Source organism: Brevibacterium sanguinis (assembly GCF_003315415.1).
GTDB lineage: Bacteria > Actinomycetota > Actinomycetes > Actinomycetales > Brevibacteriaceae > Brevibacterium > Brevibacterium celere_A.
Genome location: NZ_QNSB01000001.1, coordinates 1 through 19,278, shown reverse-complemented (window position 1 = coordinate 19,278; position 19,278 = coordinate 1). Strand labels below are relative to the sequence as shown.

Here is a 19,278-nt window from a genome sequence, read left to right as displayed (position 1 = left end):
CGTACGCCGTCGCGGGGATGGTCTGGGCCCAGTCCTTCCACTGCAACTCGGGTGACGTTCTTTCCGTTTCAGGGACCGAAATCGGAAAGAACGTCACCCGAGTTGAGTCGGCAGTGCGAGACTCGTGGTCAGAACCGGCTCCGCGTCGGCAGGCCCTGCCTCAGAACTTCGGGACGTCGGCGATGAGCGTGCGCGTGTACTCGTGCGTCGGGTTCTCCAGCACCTCGTCGGTGGGACCGTAGTCGACGATCTTGCCCTTGTTGAGCACCGCGAGGTTGTCGGCGACGTGGCGGGCGAGCGCGATGTTGTGCGTGACGAACAGCATCGCCAGCTGCCTCTCCTGCCGCAGCGTGCGCAGCAGCCCGACGATCGAGGCCTGGACGCTGACGTCGAGCGCCGAGGTGATCTCATCGCAGACGAGCACCGAGGGCGCGTTGACCAGGGCTCGGGCGATCGCGGCACGCTGCCGCTCACCGCCGGAGAGGTCGCCGGGCCTGCGGTGGTAGAAGCTGCGGCCCAGCCGCACCGAGTCCAGCGCGTCCTCGACCTTCGCCTTGCGTTCGGCGGCATTGTCCTCGCCGCTCATCTCCAGCGGCACGGACAGGGACTGTCCGATCGAGCGCCGCGGGTTGAGCGAGGAGAACGGTGACTGGAAGACGTACTGCACGCCGACGCGCTGCTCGTTCGTCCGTTTCCGGGTCGAGGGCGCCATCGTCTCGCCCCACAGCTGCACCTGTCCCGAGTAGTCGTCGTTGAGACCGGCGATGCACCGCGACAGCGTCGTCTTGCCCGACCCGGATTCGCCGAGGAGCAGAGTGCACTCCCCCGGGTTGAGGATGAGGTTGATGCCGTCGAGGATCTGCGCCTTCCCGTAGGACAGCGCCACATCCTTGACCTGGAGCAGGGGTGCGTCCATGAGGACCGTCGTCGCGGACTCCTTCGCCGAGGCGGACTCCTCCCCCGCGACGTCATCCTTCGCCGAGGTGTCACCGGGCTCCAAGTCCGGTTCCGTCACAGCGGTCGCCCCGGTCGAAGCGGCGGTGACCCCGCCCGATCCTTCGGCAGCCCCGCCTGACCCGGCACTCGCCCCGGGCGAGACTCCCCCGGCGCCGTCGCCGATGGTCTTGCGACCGGCGAGGTCCGGGACGGCGGCCATGAGCATCTGCGTGTACTCGTGCTGCGGGTTCTCGAGCACGGACTCGACCGGTCCCTCCTCGACGAGGTCGCCGCGCAGCATCACGGCCACCCGATCGGAGATCTCCCGAATCACCGCGAGGTCGTGGGTGATGTAGAGGCCGGCGACATTGTTGGCCACGGTCATCCGCCGGATCGTGTCGAGGACGACCGCCTGGGTGGAGACGTCGAGGCCGGTGGTCGGCTCGTCGAGGATGAGCACGTCGGGGAACATCGCGAAGGCCATGGCGATGCCGATGCGCTGCTGCTGTCCGCCGGAGAGCTGGTGCGGCCAGCGCTTCTGGTACGCCCTGTCGCCGGGCAGACCCACGTCGCCGAGCACCTCGGCGACCCGCGCGGTCCGCTCGGCATCGGACTTGCCGAAGCCGTGGATGTCGAGGACCTCGCTGATCTGCTCGCCCACCCGCATCGCCGGGTTGAGGGAGAGCGCGGGATCCTGCGGGATGTAGGCGATGCGCGAGCCGCGCAGGGACCTCACCGCCACCTCGTCGAGTTCGACGACCTCGACGGCGGTCTCGTCCCCGCGGGGCCACAGGCTCACCGACCCGCTGGCGAACTTCAGCCCCTCCCGGAAATGGCCCATGCAGGCCAGCCCGGCGGTCGTCTTCCCGGAGCCCGATTCCCCGACGAGGCCGAGGATCTCTCCGCGCTTGAGCGCGAAGTCGACCCCGTGGAGGATCTCGTCGTCGGAGTTCGTCGCGATCCGCAGATCGCGCACCCGCAGGACGACGGAATGGTCGGGCGCCTCGGTGAGGGTGTCCGTGGTGGTCGTGTTCGTGGTCATGAGTTCTCCACTGAGGTCGAGGCGACGGCGCGGGCGAACGAGTCCGCGAGCAGGTTGGTGCCGATGGTGAGCACGGCGATGGCGATGACCGGCAGCAGCACGCCCCAGGGCTGGATGCTCAGCGCGATCCGGTTCTCGTTGATCATCAGTCCCCAGTCGGCGGCCGGCGGCTGCAGGCCGAGGCCGAGGAACGACAGGGAGGCGATGTAGCCGATCGAGTAGGTCAGGCGCAGGCCCGCCTCGACGCTCAGCGGCCCGGTGATGTTGGGCAGCAGCTCGCGGACGATGATCTTCCACCTGGGCACCGCGTACATCTCCGCGGCGAGGATGTAGTCCTCGGTGATGACGCCGAGGGTCGCGGAGCGGGCGACGCGGGCGATGCGCGGGGCGTGGGTGATGCCGATGACGGTGACGAGCACCCATCCCTGCGGCCCGAGCACCGTGATCGCCAGCAGAGCGAACACGAGCTGCGGGATCGCGAGGATGACGTCGTTGAGCCGCATGATGATCGAATCGAGGACCCCTCCGGTGTAGGCGGCGATCATCCCGATGATCGTCCCGAGCACCATGCCGAGCAGGGTTGCCAGCAGAGCGTAGACGAAGAGGGTGAGGCCGCCGGCGAGGAACCGGCTGAGCACATCGCGACCGAGGTTGTCGGAGCCGAAGAGCCCGTACTCGCTGAACGGCTTCGTGACGAACTCCGTCGCGGTGTTGCCCGTGGCCCACGGCAGCAGGAGCGGCCCGAGCAGGGCGACGGCGAGGACGACGATGGTGATCGTCAGACCGGTCCGGCCCTGCTTCTGCGCGAGCACGCGCTTGAAGAACGGGCGGTAGGTCGTCTGCGATTCCTTGGGCACCTCCGCCGAGGCGGCTGCGAGGCCCGGCTCCACCGCCGCGGCATCGGCTCCCGCGAGGTCACCGGCTCCCGTCGCGGTGCGGTTGTCTGGGGTGTTCATGCTGCACTCCTCAGTTTCGGATTGGTGAGGATGCCGACGACATCGGCGGCGAGGTTGACGACGACGTAGACGGCGGCGACGAGCATCGAGATCGCCTGGACGACCTGGACGTCCCGGTAGGTGACCGCGTCGATTAGCGCCTGGCCGAGTCCCGGGTAGCGGAAGAGGAACTCGACGACGACCACGCCGCCGGCCAGCCACGCCAGCTGGATCGCGACGACCTGGGCGACGGGGCCCAGGGCGTGCGGCAGGGCGTGGCGCATGATCACCCGCTGCTCGGGCACGCCCTTGAGGCGAGCCATCTCGACGTAGCCGGAGTCGAGGACCTCGACCATCGTCGCGCGCATCATCCGCACGATGTAGGGGGTGACGACGAGGACGAGCGTCAGCGTCGGCAGGACGAGCTGGAGCGGGCGGTTCCACACGGGTTCGCCCGGCGGGGCCAGCGTCACGGCGGGCAGGATCTGGAACACCGAGGTGGCGAAGACCGCGATGAGTCCGATGCCGATGACGAACTCCGGCATCGAGGCGAGGATGAGGGAGATCATCGTCGTCGACTGGTCTCTCCGGCCCCCGCGGTGGAGCGCCGACCAGACGCCGATCGCGATGCCCAGCGGCACCGAGATGACACCGGCGAGCAGCATGAGGACGAAGGAGGCGCCGATCCGCTCGCCGATGAGCTCGGACACCGGTCCGCCCGAGGCGGTCGAGGTGCCGAAGTCGCCGACGAAGAGGCCGCCGAGCCAGGTGAAGTAGCGCTGCCAGGCCGGCTGGTTGAGGCCGAGCTGCTCATTGAGGGCGGCGATGCGCTCCGGAGTCGCCTGCTGGCCGAGGATCGCCCGGGCGGGATCACCGGGCAGGAGCAGGGTCGCACCGAAGACGAGCAGAGAGACCGCGAGGAGGATGAAGGCCGAGAGGATGAGTCTGCGGCCGATGACTTTAGCGAACATGTGTCACACCTTTCCGATCCACACGCGGTCGAAGCGCCAGCCGGACAGCGGGCGTCCGGTGGCGTTGGGCACGAGCCCGCCGACGTACTTCTGGAACGCGTCGACCTGGTTGGGGAAGCCCCAGATGATGTAGCCGCCCCGGTCGAAGAGGATCTTCTGCAGTTCATGCTCGAGGTTGCGCCGCTCGTCGACGTCCGCGATCGCGCGGGCCCGGTCGAAGATCTCGTTGAACTCGGGGTCGTTCCAGTGCGTCTCGTTGAACGGGGATTCCTCGAGGCAGCAGGCGATGACCTGCGGCATGAAGTCACGCGTGTACCAGAAGTCCTGCGCGAAGTCCCACTGGAGGTACTGGTCGCCGAAGAACGTCGTCACGTCGACCCGACGGATCGACACCCGGATTCCGGCTTCCTTGGCCTGCTGGGCGAAGACCTGCGCCGATTCCACGGCGCCTGACTGGATGGGGGCGGTGACGAGTTCGACGTCGATGCCGTCGGGGTAGCCCGCCTCGGCGAGGAGCTCCTTGGCCTTGGCGATGTCCTGCTTACGCTGCGGGAAGTTCGGGTAGTTGGCGCTGTAGGGGCCGAACATGTCGTTGCCGATGGCACCGAACCCGGACAGCACCTGTTCGATCATCTGGTCCCGGTCGACGACGAGCTTGAAGGCCTGCCGCACGCGTTCGTCATCGTACGGCGGGCGGTCCACGCGCATCGTGAACGGCAGCCACATGCCGGTCTCGGAGTTGAGGATCGACATCCGCTCATCGGCGTCGATGACCTCGACGAGGGCGACGGGGATCTGGGCGATCGCGTCGACCTGGGTCGAGAGCAGGGCGTTGATGAGGGCGTCGGTGTCGTTGAAGTTGAGCAGCTCCACCTCGTCGAGGTAGGTGCCCTCATGGCCCCACCAGTGCTCGTTGGCCTCGAGCACCGTCGACTGGGCCGGGGTGAACGACTTGAGCTTGAACGGCCCCGAGCAGACCGGGTTGGCCGGGTCGTAGTCGACGGGGACGATGCCGGCGGTGTACTCGGCCACGGCGTCGTTGAACAGGCCGTTGGGCTCCGAGAGCCGGAACTCGACCGTGCGGTCCCCGGTGGCGACGACCTCGTCGAGCATCGTGAAGTTCGCGGCGGCGGTCTTCGGGTCGTTGGGATCGGTGATCCGTTTGAAGGTGAAGATCACGTCGTCGGGCGTGATGGGACGGCCGTCGGAGAACTTGATCCCCGGTTTGAGGGTCGCCGTCCACACCGTGGAGTCGCCGTTGGGTTCGAAGGACTCGGCCAGCAGCGGGACGACCCGGGAGTCGTCGTCCCAGCCGTACAGCGCGTTGTACATGTTCACCGTGCGGCAGACGTCGCCGTTGTTGACGGGGATGTGGGCGTCGATCGTGTCGGCGGAGTTGCCGCCGGTGATGCCCACGCGCAGGGTCCCGCCCTTGACCGGGTCGCCGGCATCGATGGCGGCGCCGGTCTGCGAGCCGCAGGCGCTGAGACCCACCAGGGCACCGACCGAGAGCCCGGCCCCCAGTACGTGTCGTCGGTTCGGTGTGCTCATCTCTCCCCTTCAGGTTGCTGGAGTTCGTCGGGTTCGTCGGGTTTCAGGAGTATGTGGGCGTTCAGGTAGTCCTCGAGCATCTCGAGCGCCTCCTCGTCGGTGATGGGAATCTGACCGGTGGCGCGTGCCACCCCGAGTCCGTCGATGAAGATCGACAGGCTCTTGACCATTCGCGTCGTGTTCCCCGACCGGACAGCACCGGCCCGCTGGCCCGCGACGATGACCCCTGTCACGAGGTCGAGCCATTCCGTGTAGACAGCGGCGAGGTTGAGTCGGGAGCGTTCGTCGACAACGGCTCGCGACCAGCTCTGGAGCCAGATCGACCACACGCGCCGGACCTTCTGGTCGACTCCGGCGTGCAGCCATGAGAAGTGCCGTAGCGCCGCGATCGGATCGTCCGGCGCGGTGAGGTTGCGGGTGGTCGCGATGATCGTCAGCGAGTGGCGCAGCGCCGCTTCGAGCAGCTGGGTCTTCGTCCGGAAGTGGTAGTTGATCGTCGACACGCTCAGCCCGCAGGCGGCGGCGACGTCGGAGGTGGGCACGTTGTCGATGCCGTGATCGGCGTAGAGCTCCCAGGCCGTGGCGATGATCCGGTGCCGATTGCGCTTGCCCTTCGACAGCCATCGCTCAGAGCCCGTGTCGCCGGTGATCGTCGGCGTCGCCGAGGTGGTGGCCGCGAGCGTGGGAGCGGCGGGGTTCGTGACGATCCTGCGCCGAGGCGGCTCCCCCACCCTCCCCGTCGTCAGCCAGTCGGTGGTGACGTTGGTCAGCGCGGCGATCCCGGACAGTTCCTCGACCCGGAACTTCCGCGTGCCGGCCAGGGATTTGGAGAGCTTGCTCGGTTCGATGCCGATCCTGCGAGCGACTTCGCTGTTGTTGACGCCGGCGGCCCTGATGGCGCTGCGGACGCGCGATCCCAGGGTCCCTGAGTCGCCTTCTGCGCCATTGCCGGTCGAAGTCACCCTCTCAGTTGTACCAGGTATTGCGATTTGCGCAATAGTTTCTAGGAGATTGGGTAGTTTTTGTGACTTCTGCTCGGATCAGAGCGGCATGAGCCGACCGTCACGTCGCCCTGATCGTCGCCGTGCCGGAGAATCCCATCGCGATGGCAGAGTCAGATGTTCTCGGCAATCTGCTTGATCGCCGACAGGCGGCGATCCCATTCGGCACCGATCGCATCGAGGCGGCGAGCCACGGCGCTGAGCTCAGCGCCCACGACCCGGTACCGCACTTCGCGTCCGGCCTGCACGGTCTCCACGAGGCCGGCGTCGTGGAGGATCGTCAGATGTTTGGCGATGGCCTGCCGGGAGACGGGCAGCCGCCGGGCGAGGGCCGACGCCGAGGCATCGCCCTCGCCCAGTGCGGTCAGAATGCTCCACCGTGTCTCGTCGCCGAGCGCGTTGCACATGGCGATCACGGATCCGTCGAGCACAGTCCCGGTCATGAATTCCCCTCGAGCAGGACGACGAGCTTGTCGAGCTCCTCGTCCCAGCCGCCGCGGTGGTCGGCCATGAGCTGGTCCGGATCGCCGGTGCGCTCGAAGCCCGTCTCGACGACCGTCAGTCGCGTGCCGGCGGAGGCCGCCTCGAGCGTGAAGGTGAACACCGTCGAGCGCTGCTCGTCGACCGTCTCCGGCAGGGGGTCCTCCTCGTTGCACCACCGATAGGACACGGTGGTCGGCGGGTCGAAGGTCTCGACCCGGATCGGAACGCGGCGCTCGCCCGGCCATCCGATCGTGCCGAGGGCTCCCGCCCCTACGCGATCGAGGACGATCTGGCCGAACCACTGCGAGATCAGCTCGGGTTCGGTGACGGTGCGCCAGACCTTCTCCGGAGGTGCGTCGATGTGAATCGTGCGTCGTACGCTGAAGCCGTCGATCACGGCGTGGGGGTTCTGCCTGTTCTCCATGATTGTCTCCATTTCTGTTGTGCCGGTTCAGTGGTCGAGGATGAGTTCAGGGGCAGTGTGCGGTGGGGCGACCGGACGGAGGGAGCGACTGGCGGTCGCCACGAGGATGGACGCGGCGGCGAGGATCCCGGCAGCGACGATCGCCGTGGGAATGCCGCCGAGGTCGATCGCCCGCCCTCCGGCGAAGGCGCCCATGGCATCGCCGAAGTTCGCGGCTGAAGCCGGCAGGGAGGCCGCGAGAATGGCACCCGGTCCGGCGAGATGTTCCACTCGGTGCTGCCACGGGCTCGTGATCCCGGCAGCGCACATCCCGAGGACGAGCAGTGCGAACAGCGCAACGACAGGATTCGCACCCCAGAACACCAGGACCATGATCGAGGCAGCGACGAGGACCGAACCGAGGATCAACGAACGTGCGGCTCCCGAGTCGGCGAATCGTCCGCCACCGAACGATCCGACCGCGGCGGCTATTCCAAACCCCATCAGGCACACCCCAATCCACGGCCCGGAAATGCCCGCCACACCTTTCATGAACGGCACCAGATACGTCTGCGCCGCAGCAGTGCCCGCGAACAGCAGGACACCGATCGCGAGAACCGCCAGCACACGGGGTGAAAGGGCGAACCGCAGCTGGCCCATCATGCCGACCGCATTCTCGGCCGGAATGCGGGGCACTGCGAGGTACGCCACCAGGAGTGTGACAACCGATGCCAGGACGACGGCGACGAATGACGCCCGCCAGCCGACGGTGTCGCCGAGCATTCGACCCAGCGGCATTCCCACCGCCCCGGACACCGCGAACCCGGAGATCACCACCGCCATCGCTCGCCCGACACGCTCCGCGGGCACGACTGAGGTCGCCGTGGTGATGGCCGCAGCGATGAACAGTCCCTCAGCAGCGCCGATGACGAAACGGGCGACGACGAAAACCTCCAGATCGGCACCGAAGGCGGGGAGCAGGTTCAGCACGGTGAACACCGAGAGGGCGACCAGCAGCACTGGGCGTCGGCCGAGCCTGGCAGTGAGGAAAGTCAACAGCGGTCCGCCGATCGCGATACCGAGCGCGTTCGCCGACACAAGCGAGCCAACAGCTGACAGTGGCGCGGCCAGGTCCGCGGCCATCAGATCGAGCATGCCCGCAACGAGCACCTCCGCACACCCCATGACGAACGTTCCGGTGAACAGTACGCCCAAGGTGACCGTCACTCTTGAACTGCCGCTTCCGGAACGGTTCCGCGGACCAGGCATCAGGACCTCCGATAACTGCAATGCTTTGGTTGCAATACATCGTGACACACCTCCCGGCAATATGCAACCTTTCAGTTGCAATCATGAACAGCACGCTCCAGTGGGAGCGTCCCAGTCGTGGCAGATCGGGTCGCTCGAGGCCCTGAACCGCTCGGTGGTCAGCCACGCTCCTCGTCGATGACCCGCAGGGCGGCGCGCACCAGTGCCGCATTGCCCGGCGCTGGACTGCCGTCAGGAAGGACAAGCGTGTCCTCGAGCCCGATTCGGGTGTCCAGGCCGAGACGTGCCGCTCGGCGCAGCACCGGCCAGCAGCTGCTGCCCTCGCCGTGGAGCAGCACCGGGAGCCGTGCGCCGGTCGCTGCGACCGCAGCCAGAAGACGGTCGGCGACTCTCACGCTCTCATCCGGCTCGGATCCGTCCTGCACCTCGATGAGGACCCGCAGACACTGATCGCGCAGGGGCGAGCGCGCCCATGCGTCCACGGCGGACTCATGCCACAGGCCCGCTTCGACACCGATGCCCTTGTCGAGCAGCGCCTGCGCCACCTCCTCGGCACCGTCCTCGTGCCAGTTGACGGAGGCGAAATCGGGCAGGTTCGCCCAGGCTCGAACGGCCTCGGTGCGGGTCGTCGGATCCGGCAGCGCCCACGCGCCGGTCGTCACCCCGATCGGAACGTCAGGCACCACGTCGCGAACTGCTTCGAGCACGGTCGACAGCGGCTCACCGGCGAGCGTGTCGGCACCTGAATCGTCCTTGACGTGCAGATGAACCGCTCCGGCCCCCGCCCTCACCGCACCGAGGGCCTCGGCTGCGATCTGCGCGGCCGACACCGGGAGAGCCGGGTGCTCACCCGGCAGCCGATCGCCGTTGATGCAGGCTTTGATGAACACGAGATCCCACCTGTCCTCGTCCTGACGAGCCGGACCCGGCCGGGCCCGCATTGCCATTCTTCCCCACCTTTCACGACGACGTCGACGCGTATCCGGCAATGGAGAGCGAGGCATCGCCCGGCGGCCGCGAGCGGTCCTAGCGCTGCCGGGAGTACTTGAGCAGCACAGCGCCGGTGGAGAAGGGCCTGCTCTCGATGAGCTCCAGTGGGGTCGGGCGCTGCTCGGCATCGAGGACGGGCTTGCCCCGGGCGAGCAGGGTCGGATGGACGACGAGGTGGAACTCGTCGATGAGGTCGAGGGCGTTGAGCGAGGCGATGAGGCTGAGGCTGCCATAGATGACGACAGTGCCGTCTGCGTCGTCCTTGACGCGCTGGATCTCCTCGACGGTCGCCTCCGGGATGCGCTGCGATTTCGGCCAGTCGGCGATCTCCCCGGAGCGTGAGGCTACGAACTTGTCCAGCTCGTCGAGCCGGCGGGCGTAGCGCCTCGTGCCGTCGTCGGCGTCGATCGCACCGGAGGCGACCGCGGGCCAGTAGGAGGCGAAGTCGGAATGCGTGACCCTGCCGAGGAGGAGGGCACTCGCGGTCTCCACCAGGTCGGTCTCGTACTCCATGAGGTCGCCGTCGGGTCGCAGCCAGTCCATCGAATCGTCCGACCCGGCGACGAAGCCGTCGAGCGTGGTCCACATGCTGACGATGATCGTGCTCATGAGATTCCTTTCGGGGAGCGAGTCGAGAAGGACCCACGGTGACCGTTTCGACCGACCATCCATCTCGTACTCAGGGGTACGAGTTACTCTAGACCTTCAATTCGTACACGTCTATACGATTTCGCAGGGGGTCGAGCCCGTGAAGTTGTGAGTGCCACCGCGAGCGTCCCGGGGTAGATTTCGAGCATGGCGAGTGACGGTACGACGAAGACGCGGGCCGAACGACGCAGTGCGTCGATCGTCGTGCTCGGACTGCTGCTCGCCAGCTTCATGTGGGTCGTGATCATTCCGGTGTCGCTGACGCAGCCGCCGTCGCCCGTCGGCTCGATGGTCCTCACTCTGGGCATGGTCCTCCTCAGCGCCGCGATGGTCCTCGTCCTCCATGCAGCCGTGAGTCAGACCGTTCCCATCGGCGGGGTGCTGTGGCGGGTCGCGCTCCTCGTGGTGGTCACTGTGGCGCTGTGGCTGCCCCTGCACGTGTGGGCGGAGCCCGGCGAGCTCCCCTGGGCGTGGCTGGCCGGGTTCGTCGTCGCCGCGTGCGGGCTCGTGCGGATCCGCCTCGGCGTCGTGACCGCCGTCGTCCTCGGCTCGGCCGCGGTCTACGCGGGAGCGGCATTCGACTCCGGTGCCGACGAACTGCTGGTGATGGCCGGGTGCGCGCTCGTCCTCTGGCTCGTGTGCCAGGCGATCGTCTGGCTGTTCCGGCTGCTGCGGGCGGCGCAGGCCGGCCGGGAGGCCGAAGTCGCTCTCGCGATCGCCGAGGAGCGGATGCGGTCGAGCAGGGAGCTCCACGATGTCCTCGGCCACCGCCTCGGCGTCATCGCACTCAAGGCGGAGCTGGCAGCGGACCTCGCCACGAGCGACGCCGCGGGTGCCGTGCGGGAGATGAGAAGCATCGAGGAACTCGGCCGCGAGACCGTGGTCGAAGCGCGACGGGCGGTGCACGGCAGCACTGCCGGTGACCTCGGCGCCCAACTGAGAACCGCTGAGCTCGTGCTCGCGTCCGCGGGCATCGAGACCGAGCTCGATGTCGACGAAGACCTGCTCGCGCGGCTTCCCGAGGACAGATCTCGGCTGCTCGCCACCGTCGTGCGTGAGGCGGTGACGAACGTGCTCCGCCATAGTGACGCCACCCGGGTCCGCCTCTCGCTCGGAGCATCGGGCTCCGCGCTCACCCTGACCGTCGCCAATGACGGAGCGCGGGAGTCGAAGGGGCGCGCCGAGGAGGTGAGCGGGTCAGGACTCGCGGCATTGGCCGCTCGCTGCCGCGCTTCGGGCGCACGTCTGTCCGCCGGCCCTGTCCCCGGCGGCCGCTTCGAGCTGAGCGTCGATGCGGATCGAGAGTCGCGATGACCACCCGGACGATCCGGGTTCTCCTCGCCGAGGACGACGAGCTGATCCGAGTCGCGCTGAGCGCGCTGCTCGATCGGGAGCCGGACATCGAGGTCGTCGCGACGGCCGCCGACGGTCGCCGTGCGGTCGAGCTCGCGCTGACCTCCCGGCCCGACGTCGCCGTCATCGACCTGCAGATGCCGGACCTCGACGGTCTCGGCGTGGTCGCTGAGCTCTCTCGCGTCGTCCCGGACTGCGCGGGAGTGATCCTCACGGGTCACGGCAGTCCCCCGGTGCTGCGCCGGGCTCTGGCCTCGGGTGCCCGCGGATTCCTGGCCAAGGGCGCGGCCGGCAGCGCACTCGCCGAGGCGATCCGGCGGGTCCGTGAGGGCCGACGGTATGTGGATCCGATCCTCGCCGCCGAGGCGCTGACGGCGCAGCCCTCTCCCCTGACCACCCGTGAGGCGGACGTGCTGAGAACGGCTCGAGGCGACCGTCCGATCCGCGAGGTCGCCAGGGCACTGTTCCTCACCCAGGGCACGGTGCGCAACTATCTCGCCGCGATCAGGCAGAAGCTCGGCGCGGACTCCCGAGCCGACGCCTACCGGATCGCCGAGGACAACGGTTGGCTCTGACCCATCAGGGACGGTAGAGCCGCCACATGCGCAGCTCCTCGTCGTGGTCGTGGAGGCGGGCGACCGCCTCATCAATGCCTCTGCGCTCGGTGAGGTCGTAGAACAGGGAGAGGGGCGCGAAATAGCTGGCGTAGCCGAAAGGCGCGCCGGTGGGCGCGATGTAGGCCGTCGCACCGCTGTCGAGGAACGCCTGCGCGAGCGCCGGGTGCCCGGTCTCGCAGCCGGTGGCGATGACGAGCCGGCCATCGCAGCGGGCGAAGCCGCTGATCTCGTCCGGCGTGACGGCACCGTGGAAGGGCTGGTGGCACTCGATCTCGGCGGCGAGTTCGGGCAGCACGATGCTTCCCCCGTCGCCATGGCAGAGGAGAAGGAGGAACTCGGCCGCGCTGTCCTCGGAGAGCGCGGCGACGAGGTGCCGGGCCTGCCCGACACGGGTGAGCCGGGTTCTGATGCCGAAGCGCTCGAGCCCGGTGCGCACGGCGTCGCCGTCGCCCGATTTGATGTCGATGATGTCGACCTGCGTCCACGACAGTGCACCCGCCTGGACCTCGCGAATGCGCGACGGTCGAAGCGAATCAAGGTAGTCATGCTCATCCATGGCCTCTCCATTGTCGCGCATGCGGTTCTCATGACACATCGCATCTGCCGGGCATGACAGTTCCGGCCCGAGGCTGGACGCATGAACAGCACACCGCGCACCCACGGCCATCACCATCGACTCGACCATCCATCATCCCTCTTCGGCCACCTCCTCGCGCGGTGGCCCGCAGTCCTCGGCCTGCTCGCCCTCCTGACCAACACCGCCGACGGGGCCGAATCGCACGTGGTCGCATTGATCATCATCACCGCCACGGTCTGCTACGTCGGCGCCGCCGCATTGGGCTTCCGTCGCGCCGGGTGGATCATGGTCGGGATCAGCAGCGTCGTCATCGTCGTCACCGCACTGCTCGGACTCGACCAGATTCTCGCTCTCCTCGTCCTCGGCACGGCCCTCGCGGTCGTCGGGTTCCTCCGCGGTCCGGTGATCGACCGTCGCGAGCATGCCCTCCAGGTCATCGGATTCATCGCGTTCAGCGGTCTCGCCCTCATCGCGATGATGTCGGCTCCGGTTCTCGCGATGGTCCTGGCGGCCGCGGTGGCCATCGGGCACGCGGTCTGGGACGTGGTCTACTTCGTCCGCGACACGGTCATCGACCGCTCGCTCACCGAGTTCTGCTTCGTCCTCGACCTCGGGCTCGGCGTGGCTCTGCTCCTCACCGCTGGGAATGTCCTGCCGCTGCAGTGACCGGTGTCCTGGGCGCCAAGGGGCAGTCGCCAAAATAGGTCACCGATGACTGTATAGTCATAGTATGCTGACAATTGCTTCTCGGATGGACGTGATGAATCGGCTCGGCCGGGCGATGGCCGATCCGACGCGTTCGAGGATCCTGCTCGCCCTTCTCGACAGACCGGGATACCCGGCCGCGATCGCCAGGGATCTGGAACTGACGCGCACGAACGTGTCCAACCATCTGGCATGCCTGCGTGGCTGCGGGATCGTGGTCGCCACGTCCGAGGGCCGGCAGACCCGCTATGAGATCGCCGACCCCCATCTCGCTGCGGCTCTGACAGCGCTCGTCGAGGTGACGCTCGCGATCGACGAGAATGTGCCGTGCCTCGATCCGACCTGCTCACTGCCGGGCTGCTGCGAACCGGAGGTCGGACAGTGACGGCAGCGCCGATCACAGACCGCACCGAAGTGCTGCGACGGCGGATCAGGCTGATCGTGGGGACCACCATCACCTGGAACGTCATCGAGGCGATCGTCGCGCTGGCCGCGGGAGGTGGGGCCTCCTCGGCGGCACTGATCGGATTCGGACTCGACTCCATCGTCGAGGTGCTCTCGGCCGCAGCAGTGGCCTGGCAGTTCGCCGCCCCGGACCCCGGGAGACGCGAAAGAATCGCGCTGCGGGTGATCGCGGTGTCCTTCTTCGCGCTTGCCGCCTACGTCACCGTCGAGGCGATCCTGTCGCTGATCGGGCTGCGGGAGCCGGAGCATTCGCCGGTCGGAATCGCGATCGCGGCACTCAGCCTGTTGGTGATGCCGTTCCTGTCATGGTTCGAGCGCCGCACCGGTCGGGAGCTCGGGTCCGCCTCGGCGGTCGCGGATTCGAAGCAGACGCTGATCTGCGCCTACCTGTCCGCCGCGCTCCTGGTCGGGCTGCTGCTCAACAGCCTGCTCGGGTGGGCGTGGGCGGATTCGGCCGCCGCGCTCGTCATCGCGGTCTTCGCGATCCGCGAGGGCGTCGAGGCGTGGCGGGGAGACGCGTGCTGCGCGGCACCCGTCGCCGTGCTCACCGGGGAGCGCGAGGCCGATGAGTGCGGCGATGACCACTGCGGGCCCTGACAGTGACTCAGGGTCCGGTCACGCTGGCGTGACCTGCTCCTCGCCGAGGAGTTCGGCGACCAGCGCCTGGATGCGGGCCTTGATGTCGTCACGGATGGGACGCACGGACTCGAGGCCCTGCCCGGCGGGGTCGTCGAGGTCCCAGTCCTCGTACCGTTTGCCGGGGAAGATCGGGCAGGCGTCGCCGCAGCCCATCGTGATGACGACGTCGGAGGCCTGGACGGCTTCCGTGGTGAGCACCTTGGGAGCCTCGGCGGTGATGTCGATGCCGTCTTCGTCCATCGCCTCGACGGCGACGGGGTTGATCTGCTCGGCGGGCATGGACCCGGCGGAGCGGACCTCGATGTGTCCGGCGGCGAAGTGGCGGAGGTAGCCGGCGGCCATCTGGGACCGGCCGGCGTTGTGGACGCAGACGAACAGCACGGAGGGCGTATATTCGGTCATGGCTCTGCTTTCAGTCGGCGGGGAGGGAGTCGATGAGGGTGCGGACGCGGGCGGCGATGTCGTCGCGGATCGCGAGCACCCCATCCGCCGAGGCGAGTGCGGGGTCGGAGACCGCCCAGTCCTCGTAGCGGATGCCCCGGATCACGGGGCAGACGTCGCCGCAACCCATCGTGATGACGACATCGGCGGCGCGGATCGCGTCGTCGGTGAGCGGCTTCGGGAACGCCTCCTCGGCGTCGGCTGGAGACCCGTTGATCTCGGTGATGAGGTCGCGGACGCGAGGGTGGACGCCGGCCGCCGGGGCGGACCCGGCCGAGCGGGCGACGATTCGCCCACCGGAGATTTCGCGGGTCAGGGCGGCCGCGAGCTGGGAGCGCCCGGCATTGGCCACGCACACGAACAGCACCTGCGGCGGTGCGGTCGCGCGGTCGCGGGTGAGGTCGGCGAGTCGCTGCCTGGCGAATCGTTCGGTCAGCGGCACCAGGTGCCGGGTGATCGTCGCCGATCGCGCGAGCGCCGTGTACGAGTCCCGCACGATTCCGGTCACCGTCTCCGCCGGCAGGGCGGGAGTCTTCGCGGCAAGATCCTCGGCGAGGCGGGTGATGTGCTCGTCCATGTCCGCGAGCTCAGCGAAGTCGGTGAGTTCCAGCCTCCCGGTTCCGGTTCCCCCAGCGGTGCCGAGCGCCGAGGCGGCTGACGCCGAGCCGGTGGGCCCCGAGGTGGTCAGCGCCGGGGCGAAGGCCTCGAGCAGTGCGGTCACCGCCGCGCGCCTCTCGGCAGGGATGCGGTACCAGACCCAGGTGCCGCGCCGCTCGGACTCCAGCAGTCCCACGGTCCTGAGGACTTTGAGGTGATGGGAGATCGTCGGCTGGGACACCTCGGCGAGGTCGGCGAGATCGCACACGCAGGATTCCCCGCGCGGGTCGGTCGCGATCGCCGAGAGCATCCGCAGTCGCAGCGGCTCGGCCAGGGCCTTGAGTGTGACGGCGAGAGTCCCGGCGATCTCGGTCCCGATGGCGTGAGCGGGGCCGGGAGCGCAGGAATCGGCTTCCGCGGCCTCGGCCGCAGTCGGCTCAGCCGGCGTCAGAATCGTTTCGGTCATGATCGTGCCTCCACGGCGTAGGGATCGGTGTGGAACCAGCGGCGCGCGGCCCACAGGGAGACGTAGACGAGACCGACGAGCACCGGCACCTCGATGAGGGGCCCGACGACCCCGGCCAGGGCCTGACCGCTGGCGGCCCCGAAGGTGCCGATGGCGACGGCGATGGCGAGTTCGAAGTTGTTGCCGGCGGCGGTGAACGCCAGTGTCGTCGAGCGGGCATAGCCGAGGCCCATGCCCTTGCCGAGCAGGAGACCGGCGAACCACATGAGGCCGAAGTAGACGAGCAGCGGCAGGGCGATCCGGGCAACGTCGAGCGGGTTGGCGATGATCGCGTCTCCCTGCAGGGCGAAGAGGAGGACGATCGTGAACAGCAGGCCGTAGAGCGCCCAGGGACCGATAACGGGAATGAACGTCTCCTCGTACCAGTCACGCCCGCGGTGCCTCTCGCCGATGTACCGGGAGGCGAAGCCCGCGACGAGCGGGACTCCGAGGAAGACGAGCACATTGAGCGCGATCTGCCACACCGACACCTCGAGTCCCTGGGTGTCGAGTCCGAGCCAGCCGGGCAGGACGGTGAGGTAGAACCATCCCAGCACGGAGAACATCACCACTTGGAACACGGAGTTGATCGCCACCAGCACCGCCGTCGCCTCACGGTCGCCGCAGGCCAGGTCGTTCCAGATCACGACCATCGCGATGCAGCGGGCCAGACCGACGATGATCAGCCCGGTCCGGAATTCGGGAAGGTCGGGCAGGAACAGCCAGGCAAGTGCGAACATCACCGCGGGACCGGCGAGCCAGTTGAGCACCAGCGAGGCGACGAGCAGCTTCTTGTCCCCGGTGACCGCGGCCACCTTGTCGTAGCGGACCTTGGCGAGCACGGGATACATCATCACCAGCAGCCCCAGCCCGATGGGGACGGAGATGCCGCCGATCTCCATGCGTGCGAGGACATCGGATACGGCCGGGACGAAGCGTGCCAGCAGGAGGCCGGCGATCATCGCCAGGCCGATCCAGGCGGGCAGCCACTTGTCGAGGGTCGACAGGCGTGCCGGGGCAACCTGAGCCGGTGCGGTCCCCGTGCTCATGCGAGGTGCTCGATGGGGTGGGCGGTGAGAACATCGTGATTCGACATGCTTCTATATTGATGCATATCAAATCAGCGTGCAAACGGCGTGCACGATTCCTCACCGCCCGAACCCGCTCATCCCTCGAACAGCGTCTGTCCCACGTACCCTCCCTCGGCCGCACCGGGCGGGATCGCCCACATGGTCGAGCCGATCGGGGTCGTCCACTCGTTGAGCAGATCCACCTCGGCGAGGCGGCGTTGGATCGGCAGGAACTGCCGGTCGATGCTCGCCTGGAACGACGCGAACAGCAGCCCCGCCCCCGATTCCGTCTCGTAGTTGAAGGTGCGTCGGTGGATCTGCACCTCCGGGCCCAGGCCCTCGCGCGCCCGCGCGACGTGGGAGGCCGCGGAGATCCGGGTCAGGCCCCGCGAGTCGACGGCGGTGAAGTCGGGGACGTCGAACTCGTCGGTGCCCGACAGCGGCGCCCCGGAGCCGAGGCGCCGTCCGATCGAGAACTCCCGCGCCGGGCGGTCCGCCCGATCCCAGGTCTCGAGATTCATCGCGATGTCGCGCAGGACGAGGGTCGTCCCGCCGGTCATCCACCCCGGCAGGGACTTCCCGAGGTCGCCAGGGGGCTCACCCCGCGCCGAGAACACGGCGTCCCGAGGCGACCTCGGCTCGCCCCAGACGAGACGGGAGAAGTCCTCGGACCCGGGCCCCGGGTTCGCGGTCCCGTCGAGCTGACCGAAGAGGTTCCGCTGGGTCCGCCCCTCCCCCGCGCTCCCGTAGGCCCGCCGGAATCCCTCCCGCTGCCAGGCCACCTCGGCGAAGGCCCGGGAGTCCTTGAGGAGCATGCGCCGCGCGTGCGAGAGCGACAGCGGGTCGTCCCCGCAGATCTGGAGCAGCAGGTCGCCCGTGCACCGCCGCGGGTCGAGGTCGTCGATCGCGAAGGGCTCGAGCGGAGCCAGCCAGTCGGGCACCTGCTCCCGCCCAGCCAGGGCGACGAGCTCACGGCCGAAACCGAACGTCACGGTCAGCCGGGCCGGGACCCCGGCGAGCTCGGGTTCCGAATCGGCCAAGGGTGCCTGCCCCTGGGTGAGGGCGGCCGCGTCCGCGGTGAGCAGACGCAGCCAGCGGACCGCCTCGGCGGCTCCGATCCCGGGCCTGAGAGTGAGCGCAAGAAAGCTGGCATAAGCCTGGGGCAGGGTCTCGACCCCGGCCTGGTGCCTGCCGTGGAACGGCTCCACGGCCTGTCCGTTGGCCCCCGAGAGGTCTCGCCGAGGCGCACGCTGAGTCTCCGACCCGGTGGCGGTCGTCGCGCGAGCGACGCCGAAGCCCGCGGCGGCACCGACTGCTCCCGCGCCCGTGGCCACCGCCGCCGAGGTGATGAGTCGGCGGCGAGTGACGCGGGAGTCCTCGTGCCCGACGTCCGGCTCAGTGGCCATCGTGCTCGCCCGGCGCGTAGTTCTCCTGCGCCCCGGTGTACTCCTTGGCGATCGCCGTCGCCGGGACTGCCGTCCCCTCGGCGGTGACGAGGTCGAGGGTGATCTCCTCGCCCGGGGTGATCGGCTTCGTCAGGCCCATGAGCATGATGTGGTTGCCGCCGGGTTCGAAGCTCAGGGTCTGCCCGGCGGGGACCGTGAAGCCGCCTTCCTTCTCCCTCATCGACATCCCTCCGGAACCGTCGCCGGTGGTCTCGTGGAGTTCGACGGTCTCGGCGCCGTCGAATCGGGCGTCGACGAGGGTGAGGTCCTCGCTCGTCGTGTTCGTCAGTGTCCCGAAGACGGCGGTCATTCCGCTGTCGGCGGCCTTGACCCAGGCGTCGTCGAGGGTGAGTGCGGCGACGCTCACTTCGGAGCTGCGCGCCGGTACGGGTTCGGTCGCCTGGCTCTGCGCGCAGGCGCTGAGGCCGAGGATCAGGGCGATGGGAAGGGCTGCTGTCAGGGTGGTGCGTGTGCGCATTCGTCTGCACTTTCGTGAAGGGCGATGCCGCACACCGGCTCGGCGCGCGAAGGCGCACTCGGGCGGGCGTGTTCGGCTCTCGCCGATTGCTGACGGCGGTGGCCCGCAGGAGGGGCGTCACCGTCGGTGGAAGGAGGGGGTCAGACGAGGGCGGGTG

21 protein-coding genes are annotated in these 19,278 nt (G+C 68.5%); 5 read left to right on the top strand and 16 right to left on the bottom strand.

All coding sequences use genetic code 11. From position 1 onward, the window contains the following. Positions 1 to 160: 160 nt before the first annotated feature. The 10 genes from DFO65_RS00105 to DFO65_RS00060 all read right to left on the bottom strand — a co-directional run bounded on the left by DFO65_RS00105 (position 161) and on the right by DFO65_RS00060 (position 10,190). Complete coding sequence (locus DFO65_RS00105; protein ID WP_113902395.1) at positions 161 to 1,978, bottom strand: ABC transporter ATP-binding protein; 1,818 nt, start codon at positions 1,976 to 1,978, stop codon at positions 161 to 163. Further along, positions 1,975 to 2,934, bottom strand: a complete 960-nt coding sequence (locus DFO65_RS00100; RefSeq protein ID WP_113902394.1) for an ABC transporter permease — start codon at positions 2,932 to 2,934, stop codon at positions 1,975 to 1,977. The genes DFO65_RS00105 and DFO65_RS00100 overlap by 4 nt, the downstream gene beginning before the upstream one ends. Then, a complete protein-coding gene (locus tag DFO65_RS00095) occupies positions 2,931 to 3,884 on the bottom strand; it encodes an ABC transporter permease (protein ID WP_113902393.1) in 954 nt (317 codons plus the stop codon). Before DFO65_RS00095 ends, DFO65_RS00100 begins: the two co-directional genes overlap by 4 nt. A 3-nt stretch (positions 3,885 to 3,887) precedes the next feature. After that, positions 3,888 to 5,435: an ABC transporter substrate-binding protein gene (locus DFO65_RS00090; protein WP_113902392.1), complete on the bottom strand. Its 1,548-nt coding sequence runs from the start codon at positions 5,433 to 5,435 to the stop codon at positions 3,888 to 3,890. Then, positions 5,432 to 6,397: a TetR family transcriptional regulator gene (locus tag DFO65_RS00085; RefSeq protein ID WP_245940392.1), complete on the bottom strand. Its 966-nt coding sequence runs from the start codon at positions 6,395 to 6,397 to the stop codon at positions 5,432 to 5,434. The genes DFO65_RS00090 and DFO65_RS00085 overlap by 4 nt, the downstream gene beginning before the upstream one ends. Positions 6,398 to 6,549: 152 nt before the next feature. Continuing rightward, positions 6,550 to 6,879, bottom strand: a complete 330-nt coding sequence (locus tag DFO65_RS00080) for an ArsR/SmtB family transcription factor (RefSeq protein WP_245940391.1) — start codon at positions 6,877 to 6,879, stop codon at positions 6,550 to 6,552. Further along, entirely contained in the window at positions 6,876 to 7,343 is a 468-nt protein-coding gene (locus DFO65_RS00075) for an SRPBCC domain-containing protein (RefSeq protein WP_113902391.1), read from the bottom strand. Before DFO65_RS00075 ends, DFO65_RS00080 begins: the two co-directional genes overlap by 4 nt. A 27-nt stretch (positions 7,344 to 7,370) precedes the next feature. Next, a complete protein-coding gene (locus tag DFO65_RS00070) occupies positions 7,371 to 8,549 on the bottom strand; it encodes an MFS transporter (protein WP_113902390.1) in 1,179 nt (392 codons plus the stop codon). Positions 8,550 to 8,749: 200 nt separating this feature from the next. Continuing rightward, positions 8,750 to 9,538, bottom strand: a complete 789-nt coding sequence (locus DFO65_RS00065) for a 3-keto-5-aminohexanoate cleavage protein (protein ID WP_245940390.1) — start codon at positions 9,536 to 9,538, stop codon at positions 8,750 to 8,752. A gap of 79 nt (positions 9,539 to 9,617) precedes the next feature. Continuing rightward, complete coding sequence (locus DFO65_RS00060; protein WP_181778550.1) at positions 9,618 to 10,190, bottom strand: dihydrofolate reductase family protein; 573 nt, start codon at positions 10,188 to 10,190, stop codon at positions 9,618 to 9,620. A gap of 186 nt (positions 10,191 to 10,376) precedes the next feature. Here DFO65_RS00060 and DFO65_RS00055 point away from each other — a divergent pair, with 186 nt between their 5' ends. Then, the gene (locus DFO65_RS00055; protein WP_113902387.1) at positions 10,377 to 11,543 is read left to right on the top strand and encodes a sensor histidine kinase; all 1,167 of its coding nucleotides are present in this window, start codon (positions 10,377 to 10,379) and stop codon (positions 11,541 to 11,543) included. After that, on the top strand, positions 11,540 to 12,157 hold the full coding sequence (locus DFO65_RS00050; protein WP_113902386.1) for a response regulator transcription factor: 618 nt from the start codon (positions 11,540 to 11,542) through the stop codon (positions 12,155 to 12,157). The genes DFO65_RS00055 and DFO65_RS00050 overlap by 4 nt, the downstream gene beginning before the upstream one ends. Before the next feature lie 4 nt (positions 12,158 to 12,161). Here DFO65_RS00050 and DFO65_RS00045 read toward each other — a convergent pair whose 3' ends face one another. Beyond that, positions 12,162 to 12,755: a hypothetical protein gene (locus DFO65_RS00045; protein ID WP_113902385.1), complete on the bottom strand. Its 594-nt coding sequence runs from the start codon at positions 12,753 to 12,755 to the stop codon at positions 12,162 to 12,164. A gap of 81 nt (positions 12,756 to 12,836) precedes the next feature. Between DFO65_RS00045 and DFO65_RS00040 the strand changes: the two genes are divergently transcribed. The 3 genes from DFO65_RS00040 (at position 12,837) to DFO65_RS00030 (ending at position 14,543) form a co-directional block, all read left to right on the top strand. After that, the gene (locus tag DFO65_RS00040; RefSeq protein ID WP_113902384.1) at positions 12,837 to 13,442 is read left to right on the top strand and encodes a hypothetical protein; all 606 of its coding nucleotides are present in this window, start codon (positions 12,837 to 12,839) and stop codon (positions 13,440 to 13,442) included. A 64-nt stretch (positions 13,443 to 13,506) separates the two neighbouring features. Continuing rightward, positions 13,507 to 13,866, top strand: coding sequence for a Cd(II)/Pb(II)-sensing metalloregulatory transcriptional regulator CmtR (cmtR, locus tag DFO65_RS00035; RefSeq protein WP_113902383.1), 360 nt, complete (start codon positions 13,507 to 13,509; stop codon positions 13,864 to 13,866). A gap of 53 nt (positions 13,867 to 13,919) precedes the next feature. Next, positions 13,920 to 14,543: a cation efflux transmembrane domain-containing protein gene (locus DFO65_RS00030; RefSeq protein WP_428844210.1), complete on the top strand. Its 624-nt coding sequence runs from the start codon at positions 13,920 to 13,922 to the stop codon at positions 14,541 to 14,543. A gap of 18 nt (positions 14,544 to 14,561) precedes the next feature. Here the strand turns inward: DFO65_RS00030 and DFO65_RS00025 are convergent, their stop codons facing one another. From DFO65_RS00025 to DFO65_RS00005, 5 genes are all read right to left on the bottom strand, one after another. Beyond that, on the bottom strand, positions 14,562 to 14,987 hold the full coding sequence (locus DFO65_RS00025; protein ID WP_113902381.1) for an arsenate reductase ArsC: 426 nt from the start codon (positions 14,985 to 14,987) through the stop codon (positions 14,562 to 14,564). 10 nt (positions 14,988 to 14,997) lie between these two features. Beyond that, a complete protein-coding gene (locus DFO65_RS00020) occupies positions 14,998 to 16,089 on the bottom strand; it encodes a metalloregulator ArsR/SmtB family transcription factor (protein ID WP_113902380.1) in 1,092 nt (363 codons plus the stop codon). Beyond that, complete coding sequence (arsB, locus tag DFO65_RS00015) at positions 16,086 to 17,177, bottom strand: ACR3 family arsenite efflux transporter (protein WP_181778549.1); 1,092 nt, start codon at positions 17,175 to 17,177, stop codon at positions 16,086 to 16,088. Before arsB ends, DFO65_RS00020 begins: the two co-directional genes overlap by 4 nt. Positions 17,178 to 17,293: 116 nt before the next feature. Beyond that, the gene (locus DFO65_RS00010) at positions 17,294 to 18,604 is read right to left on the bottom strand and encodes a Dyp-type peroxidase (RefSeq protein WP_113902379.1); all 1,311 of its coding nucleotides are present in this window, start codon (positions 18,602 to 18,604) and stop codon (positions 17,294 to 17,296) included. Further along, on the bottom strand, positions 18,594 to 19,121 hold the full coding sequence (locus DFO65_RS00005) for a copper chaperone PCu(A)C (RefSeq protein ID WP_113902378.1): 528 nt from the start codon (positions 19,119 to 19,121) through the stop codon (positions 18,594 to 18,596). Before DFO65_RS00005 ends, DFO65_RS00010 begins: the two co-directional genes overlap by 11 nt. Positions 19,122 to 19,278 lie beyond the last annotated feature (157 nt).

Excerpts from the sequence above, each read along its gene's own strand:
- DFO65_RS00020 (WP_113902380.1), bottom strand. The coding sequence starts at position 16,089 with ATGACCGAAACGATTCTGACGCCGGCTGAGCCGACTGCGGCCGAGGCC.
- DFO65_RS00050 (WP_113902386.1), top strand. The coding sequence starts at position 11,540 with ATGACCACCCGGACGATCCGGGTTCTCCTCGCCGAGGACGACGAGCTG.
- DFO65_RS00040 (WP_113902384.1), top strand. The coding sequence starts at position 12,837 with ATGAACAGCACACCGCGCACCCACGGCCATCACCATCGACTCGACCAT.
- arsB (WP_181778549.1), bottom strand. The coding sequence starts at position 17,177 with ATGAGCACGGGGACCGCACCGGCTCAGGTTGCCCCGGCACGCCTGTCG.
- DFO65_RS00090 (WP_113902392.1), bottom strand. The coding sequence starts at position 5,435 with ATGAGCACACCGAACCGACGACACGTACTGGGGGCCGGGCTCTCGGTC.
- DFO65_RS00045 (WP_113902385.1), bottom strand. The coding sequence starts at position 12,755 with ATGGATGAGCATGACTACCTTGATTCGCTTCGACCGTCGCGCATTCGC.
- DFO65_RS00060 (WP_181778550.1), bottom strand. The coding sequence starts at position 10,190 with ATGAGCACGATCATCGTCAGCATGTGGACCACGCTCGACGGCTTCGTC.
- DFO65_RS00065 (WP_245940390.1), bottom strand. The coding sequence starts at position 9,538 with ATGGCAATGCGGGCCCGGCCGGGTCCGGCTCGTCAGGACGAGGACAGG.
- DFO65_RS00055 (WP_113902387.1), top strand. The coding sequence starts at position 10,377 with ATGGCGAGTGACGGTACGACGAAGACGCGGGCCGAACGACGCAGTGCG.
- DFO65_RS00075 (WP_113902391.1), bottom strand. The coding sequence starts at position 7,343 with ATGGAGAACAGGCAGAACCCCCACGCCGTGATCGACGGCTTCAGCGTA.
- DFO65_RS00005 (WP_113902378.1), bottom strand. The coding sequence starts at position 19,121 with ATGCGCACACGCACCACCCTGACAGCAGCCCTTCCCATCGCCCTGATC.
- DFO65_RS00080 (WP_245940391.1), bottom strand. The coding sequence starts at position 6,879 with ATGACCGGGACTGTGCTCGACGGATCCGTGATCGCCATGTGCAACGCG.
- DFO65_RS00105 (WP_113902395.1), bottom strand. The coding sequence starts at position 1,978 with ATGACCACGAACACGACCACCACGGACACCCTCACCGAGGCGCCCGAC.
- DFO65_RS00010 (WP_113902379.1), bottom strand. The coding sequence starts at position 18,604 with ATGGCCACTGAGCCGGACGTCGGGCACGAGGACTCCCGCGTCACTCGC.
- DFO65_RS00025 (WP_113902381.1), bottom strand. The coding sequence starts at position 14,987 with ATGACCGAATATACGCCCTCCGTGCTGTTCGTCTGCGTCCACAACGCC.
- DFO65_RS00095 (WP_113902393.1), bottom strand. The coding sequence starts at position 3,884 with ATGTTCGCTAAAGTCATCGGCCGCAGACTCATCCTCTCGGCCTTCATC.
- cmtR (WP_113902383.1), top strand. The coding sequence starts at position 13,507 with ATGCTGACAATTGCTTCTCGGATGGACGTGATGAATCGGCTCGGCCGG.
- DFO65_RS00100 (WP_113902394.1), bottom strand. The coding sequence starts at position 2,934 with ATGAACACCCCAGACAACCGCACCGCGACGGGAGCCGGTGACCTCGCG.